The sequence below is a fragment of the Acidovorax sp. KPB24-03 genome (genome assembly GCF_057546605.1).
In genome coordinates, this window is record NZ_BAAJYR010000224.1 from 1 (window position 1) to 5730 (window position 5730).

Sequence of the window (5730 nt, forward strand, 5' to 3'; positions counted from 1 at the left end):
CTGATTCCCCGGCCCCGTCCTGTCGCTTATCTTTGGAGATAGGAAAAGGACTGTGCATATGACTAGGCATACGGAGTCAGTAGAGGTAGTCGTTAAAGACCAGCGCCGCAGGCGCTGGTCCCGCGCAGAGAAGTCGGCACTGGTGCGCCGCACCTACGAACTAGGCATGAGCGTGTCGCTGGTGGCTCGGCAGGAAGGCGTGTCGGCGGGGCTGCTGTTCCAGTGGCGCAAGCTCGAACGACAGGGAGCCTTGACCGCCGTGTCTGCTGGTGAAGCTGTGGTGCCGCCGCGTTTTCTGTCCCAGCCGGGACAACATTGGCTGGCATCCGCGCCCGGACTCTCTAGAATCAAAAGCACGATCGTTCTTTTCTAGTTTTCTAGATCAAACCAAGGGACAAGCAATGACCGCTGAGTACCAAGTCCACGGCGATGTGGCCGTGATCACGCTCGACAACCCCCCCGTCAATGGCCTGGGCCATGCCACCCGCCAGGGCGTGGCCGACGGGCTGGCGCGTGCCAACGCCGACGCGGCCGTCCGCGCCATCGTCATCACGGGCGCCGGTGGGGCGTTCTCCGGCGGGGCCGACATCAAGGAGTTCGGCACCGACAAGGCGCTGCAGGAGCCCAACCTGCAATCGGTGATCCTGGCGGTGGAGAACTCGGCCAAGCCCGTGGTGGCGGCCATCCATTCGGTGTGCATGGGCGGCGGGCTGGAACTGGCGCTGGGCTGCCATTACCGCATCGCCGCGCCGGGCTGCAGCGTGGCGCTGCCCGAGGTCAAGCTGGGCCTGCTGCCCGGCGCCGGCGGCACGCAGCGCCTGCCGCGCGTGCTGGGCGTGGAGGCCGCGCTCAACATGATAGTGAGCGGCGAGACGGTCAAGAGCGAGCTGATCGGCTCCATCCCCGGCCAGAAGCTGTTCGACAAGCTGGTGGCTTCGCCCGAAGCGCTGGCCGCCGAGGCCCTGGCCTTTGCTAAGAGCGTTGCCGACGTGCGCCCCCTGCCGCTGGTGCGCAACCTGCCGTGCAAGCACCCCGAGGGCGATGCGTACTTCCAGTTCGCGCGCAACATGGTCAAGGGCATGGCCAAGAACTTCCCCGCGCCCGCCAAGTGCGTGGACGCCGTCGAGGCCGCCACCAAGCGCAAGTTCGCCGACGGCATCGCCTACGAGCGGGAGCTGTTCATCAACCTGATGTGGACGCCCGAGTCCCGCGCGCTGCGCCACCTGTTCATGGCCGAGCGTGCCGCGAGCAAGATCGCCGACGTGCCCTCCAGCACCCCGAAGCGCGACATCCAGAAGGTCGGCGTGATCGGCGCGGGCACCATGGGCGGCGGCATCGCCATGAACTTCCTGAACGCGGGCATTCCCGTGACGATTCTGGAGACCAAGCAGGAGGCGCTGGACCGCGGCATCGCCACGATCCGTAAGAACTACGAGTCGCAGGTCAAGAAGGGCAAGCTCAAGGAAGACAAGTACCAGCAGCGCATGGGCCTGCTCGCCACCACGCTGGACTACGCCGACCTCAAGGACGCCGACCTCATCATCGAAGCGGTGTTCGAAGAACTGGGCGTGAAGGAGGCCGTGTTCAAGCAACTCGATGCCGTGGCCAAGCCCGGCGCGATCCTGGCGTCCAACACCTCCACGCTGGACGTGGACAAGATCGCCGGCTTCACGAAGCGCCCGCAGGACGTGGTGGGCATGCACTTCTTCAGCCCTGCCAACGTGATGAAGCTGCTGGAAGTGGTGCGCGGCCAGGCCACGGCCAAGGACGTGCTGGCCACGGTGATGGCCCTGGCCAAGAAGATCAAGAAGACCGCCGTGGTCTCGGGCGTGTGCGACGGCTTCATCGGCAACCGCATGATCGAGCAGTACAGCCGCCAGGCGGGCTTTTTGATCGAGGAAGGCGCCACACCGCAGCAGGTGGACAAGGCGGTGGAGGAGTTCGGCTTCGCCATGGGCCCGTTCCGCATGGGCGACCTGGCCGGCAACGACATCGGCTGGGCGATCCGCAAGCGCCGCTACCAGGAAAAGCCGGACATGAAGTACAGCAAGACGGCAGACCTGCTGTGCGAGATGGGCCGCTACGGCCAGAAGACCGGCGCGGGCTGGTACGACTACCAGGCCGGCAAGCGCGATGCGATCCCGAGCGAGGTGGTCAACCGCATGATCGAAGACCACCGCAAGGCCCTGGGCATCACGCCGCGCAAGATCTCGGACGAAGAGATCGTGCAGCGCCTGGTGTTCTCGCTGGTGAACGAAGGCGCGCACATCCTGGAGGACGGTATCGCCGGCAAGTCGGGCGACATCGACATGGTGTACCTCACCGGCTACGGCTTTCCGATCCACCGCGGCGGCCCCATGCACTACGCCAATGAGGTCGGCCTGTTCAACGTGGTGCAGGCCATGAAGCGCTTCGCGCAGAACCCGCTGGACGATGCGAAGTTCTGGGAGCCCGCGCCGCTGCTGGCCCGGCTCGCCGCGGAAGGCAAGGCCTTCTCCTGACCCGACCGACCGCACCGCACGTGTCCCCCCGAATCCCAAGGAATTGCACATGACCTCCGCAGTGATCGTTTCCACCGCCCGCACGCCGCTCGCCAAGAGCTGGAAGGGCTCGTTCAACATGACCCACGGCGCCACGCTGGGCGGCCATGCCGTGCAGCACGCCATCGCGCGCGCCGGCATCGACGGCGCGGAAGTGGAAGACGTCATCATGGGTTGCGCCAACCCCGAGGGCGCCACGGGCGCCAACATCGCGCGCCAGATCGCGCTGCGCGCCGGCCTGCCGGTCAGCGTGTCGGGCGTGACGGTGAACCGCTTTTGCTCGTCGGGCCTGCAGACCATCGCCCTGGCGGCGCAGCGCATCATCGCCGGCGAGGCCGACGTGTACGTGGCCGGCGGCGTGGAGAGCATCTCCTGCGTGCAGCAGGAGATGAACCTGCACATGCTGCGCGACCTGGCACTGGCCAAGGCCAAGCCCGAGATCTACTGGAGCATGCTGGAGACCGCCGAGCAGGTCGCCAAGCGCTATGGCATCGGCCGCGACGCCATGGACGAATACGGCGCCGCCAGCCAGCAAAAGGCCTGCGCCGCGCAGGCCGCGGGCTTGTTCGACGACGAGATCGCTCCCATCACCGTGACGGCCGGCGTGGCCGACAAGGTGCGCGGCCTCATCACCCAGCAAGTCACAGTCAGCAAGGACGAAGGCACGCGCGAAGGCACCACCAAGGAAGGCATCAGCGGCATCCGCCCTGCCGTGCCCGGCGGCGTGATCTCGGCCGGCAATGCCAGCCAGTTCTCGGACGGCGCCGGCGCCTGCGTGCTGGTGAGCGAGGACTACGCCAGCCGCAAGGGCCTGAAGCCCCTGGGCCGCTTCCTGGGCTTCGCGGTGGCGGGCTGCGAGCCCGACGAGATGGGCATCGGCCCCGTGTTCGCCGTGCCCAAGGTGCTCAAGAAGCTGGGCCTCACGGTGAACGACATCGACCTGTGGGAGCTGAACGAGGCCTTCGCCGTGCAGGTGCTGTACTGCCGTGACAAGCTGGGCATTCCCGCCGACCGCCTGAACGTGAACGGCGGCGCCATCGCCCTGGGCCACCCCTACGGCGTGAGCGGCCAGCGTCTCACGGGCCATGCGCTCATCGAAGGCAAGCGCCGCGGCGCCAAGCGCGTGGCGGTGACCATGTGCATCGGCGGCGGCATGGGCGCGGCCGGCATCTTCGAAGTGCTGTAACCGCACGGGGCACGCCCATGGCCGCGCCACCCGTCACCGTGCCGCCCGAGGCCTTCCTGGCCATGGGCCGCGAGGTGCTGGCGGCGCAGCCCTTCAGCGTGCTGCTGGGCGCCGAACTGCACGCGTTCGCCCCGGGCGGGTGCGAACTGCACCTGCCCATCACCGAGCAGATCCGCCAGCAGCACGGCTTCGTGCACGGCGGGGCGGTGAGCTACCTGGCCGACAACGCGCTCACCTACGCGGGCGGCTCGGCGCTGCGGGTGCCGGTGGTCACCTCGGAGTTCAAGATCAACTACGTGCGGCCCGCCGTGGGCGAGCGCCTGGTGGCTCGCGCCCAGGCCGTGCATGCCGGGGCGTCGCAGGCGGTCTGCCGCTGCGACGTGTTCGCGGTGCAGGGCGGGGTGGAAAAGCTCTGCGCCATCGCCCAGGGCACCATCGTGGCCCTGCCGTCGCATGCCGCGCCTTCGCCACCGGCTTCGCCCGGCTGAACGCCGGTGGTGGTTGTTTGCTATTATTTTTGTAGCTGTATGCCGCCGCATTCATTGCGGTGAAGCCTTATTCGATGCCCCATCATGAGCCTGCGCACCACGGTTGATTTCTTGCTCTACGACTGGCTGGACGCTCCCGCGCTGCAGGCGCGCGAGCGCTTTGCCGACCATTCGCGCGAAACCTTCGATGCGGTGCTGGACACCTGCGAGCGCATCGCCCGCGAAAGATACGCCCCGTTCAACCGCCTGGTGGACACCGAGGAGCCGCGTTTCGACGGCGAGAAGGTGATCCTGCCGCAGGCCACGCAAGAGGCGCGTCGCGCCTATGCCGAGTCGGGCCTGCTGGGCGCCGCGCAGGATTACGAGCTGGGCGGCATGCAGCTGCCCTACACGGTGGAGGCGGCGGCCAACAGCTTCTTCGCCGCGGCGTCGGCCAGCATCGGCTCCAACCTGCTCACCTCGGGCAATGCCAACCTGCTGATGGCGCACGGCACGCCGGCGCAGCAGCAGGTGTTCGCGCACAACGAATTCAACGGCCGCTGGGCCGGCACCATGTGCCTGTCGGAGCCGCAGGCAGGCTCGTCGCTCTCGGACGTGGCCACGCGCGCCGTGCCGGACGCGGACGGCGATGGCGGCGGCGATGCCTGGCGGCAGGACCCGCTGGGCCCCCGCTACCGCCTCACCGGCAACAAGATGTGGATCTCCTCCGGCGACCATGAGCTGACCGAGAACATCGTGCACCTGGTGCTGGCCAAGATCCCCGGGCCGGATGGCAAGCTGGTGCCGGGCACGCGCGGCATCTCGCTGTTCATCGTGCCCAAGCGGCTCGTCGATGCGCAGGGCCAGCTCACGGGCGTGCGCAACGACGTGGCGCTGGCGGGGCTCAACCACAAGCTGGGCTGGCGCGGCACGACGAACACGCTGCTCAACTTCGGCGAGGGGCGCTACCCCGTCGAGGGGCGCGCGGGCGCCATCGGTTACCTGGTGGGGCAGCCGGGCGAGGGCCTGAAGTGCATGTTCCACATGATGAACGAGGCGCGCATCGCCATCGGCATGGCCGCGACCATGCTGGGCCTGGCCGGCTACCACGCGAGCCTGGACTACGCGAAGAACCGGCCGCAGGGCCGTCTGCTGGGCAAGGCCGGCAAGGACGCGAGCGCCCCCCAGGTGCGCCTGATCGAGCATGCCGACATCAAGCGCATGCTGCTGGCGCAAAAGAGCTACGGCGAGGGCGCGCTGGCGCTCAACCTGTACTGCGCGCGCCTGGTGGACGAGCAGAACACCGGCACCTCGCCCGACGCCGACGAGGCGCGGCTGCTGCTGGAGGTGCTGACGCCGATTGCCAAGAGCTGGCCCAGCGAGTGGTGCCTGGAGGCCAATTCCCTCGCCATCCAGATCCACGGCGGCTACGGCTACACGCGCGACTTTCCCGTGGAGCAGTACTGGCGTGACAACCGCCTGAACATGATCCACGAGGGCACGCACGGCATCCAGGCGCTGGACCTGCTGGGCCGCA

At 67.9% G+C, this 5730-nt stretch carries 4 protein-coding genes and 1 pseudogene; all 5 read left to right on the forward strand.

The window, feature by feature from the left end:
- Positions 1-58: 58 nt before the first annotated feature.
- Positions 59-286 (forward strand): annotated as a pseudogene (locus tag AC27KI_RS17710) (transposase); the annotation flags it as partial.
- Between the two features lie 115 nt (positions 287-401).
- Positions 402-2501 carry a 3-hydroxyacyl-CoA dehydrogenase NAD-binding domain-containing protein gene (locus tag AC27KI_RS17715; RefSeq protein WP_487115012.1) on the forward strand — a complete coding sequence of 700 codons (2100 nt, stop codon included), beginning with the start codon at positions 402-404 and terminating at the stop codon, positions 2499-2501.
- Between the two features lie 49 nt (positions 2502-2550).
- Positions 2551-3726: an acetyl-CoA C-acyltransferase gene (locus AC27KI_RS17720; RefSeq protein WP_487115014.1), complete on the forward strand. Its 1176-nt coding sequence runs from the start codon at positions 2551-2553 to the stop codon at positions 3724-3726.
- A 17-nt stretch (positions 3727-3743) separates the two neighbouring features.
- Positions 3744-4214 (forward strand): PaaI family thioesterase, encoded by a 471-nt coding sequence (locus AC27KI_RS17725; RefSeq protein WP_284415013.1) that lies wholly within the window; start codon positions 3744-3746, stop codon positions 4212-4214.
- An 84-nt stretch (positions 4215-4298) separates the two neighbouring features.
- A partial coding sequence (locus AC27KI_RS17730) for an acyl-CoA dehydrogenase family protein (RefSeq protein ID WP_487115016.1) occupies positions 4299-5730 on the forward strand: 1432 nt, incomplete at its 3' end.